Annotated in this window: 1 pseudogene; it reads left to right on the top strand. The window is 69.9% G+C overall.

From position 1 onward, the window contains the following. Nucleotides 1-307, top strand: a pseudogene (locus RNB18_RS52010) (LLM class flavin-dependent oxidoreductase); the annotation flags it as partial. Between the last annotated feature and the right edge of the window lie 145 nt (nt 308-452).

Below are 452 nucleotides of genomic sequence, written 5' to 3'. Positions count from 1 at the left end.
CGGCACCACCGCCGATGCCATCACCTACATCCAGGACCTGCTGGACCGCTCGGGCGGCTTCGGCACCTTCCTGCTCCTCGGCCACGACTGGGCGCCCCCGGCCGCCACCTTCCATTCCTACGAACTGTTCGCCCGAGAGGTGATCCCGCATTTCAAGGGTCAGCTCACCGCGGCCCGGGCGTCACACGACTGGGCCAAGGGCATGCGGGATCAGCTGCTGGGCCGCGCCGGGCAGGCGATCGTCAACGCGCTCACCGAGGCTGTCACCGAGGACGCCTCCGGAGACGCCACCGAGGAGAAGAGTTGATGCGCGCCGCGGTCCTGCGCGGCGGACGGATGGTCGTCCGCGACGATGTGCCCGAACCGACGCCGGGCCCGGGCCAGGTGCTCGTCGAGGTGAAGGCCTGTGGAATCTGTGGCTCCGACCTGCATTTCGCCACCCACGGCGCCGA

The organism is Streptomyces doebereineriae (genome assembly GCF_031845645.1).
In the GTDB taxonomy this organism is placed as follows: domain Bacteria; phylum Actinomycetota; class Actinomycetes; order Streptomycetales; family Streptomycetaceae; genus Streptomyces; species Streptomyces canus.
Note: the sequence above shows the minus strand (reverse complement) of the source record. Positions and strands in the feature narration are given on the sequence as shown.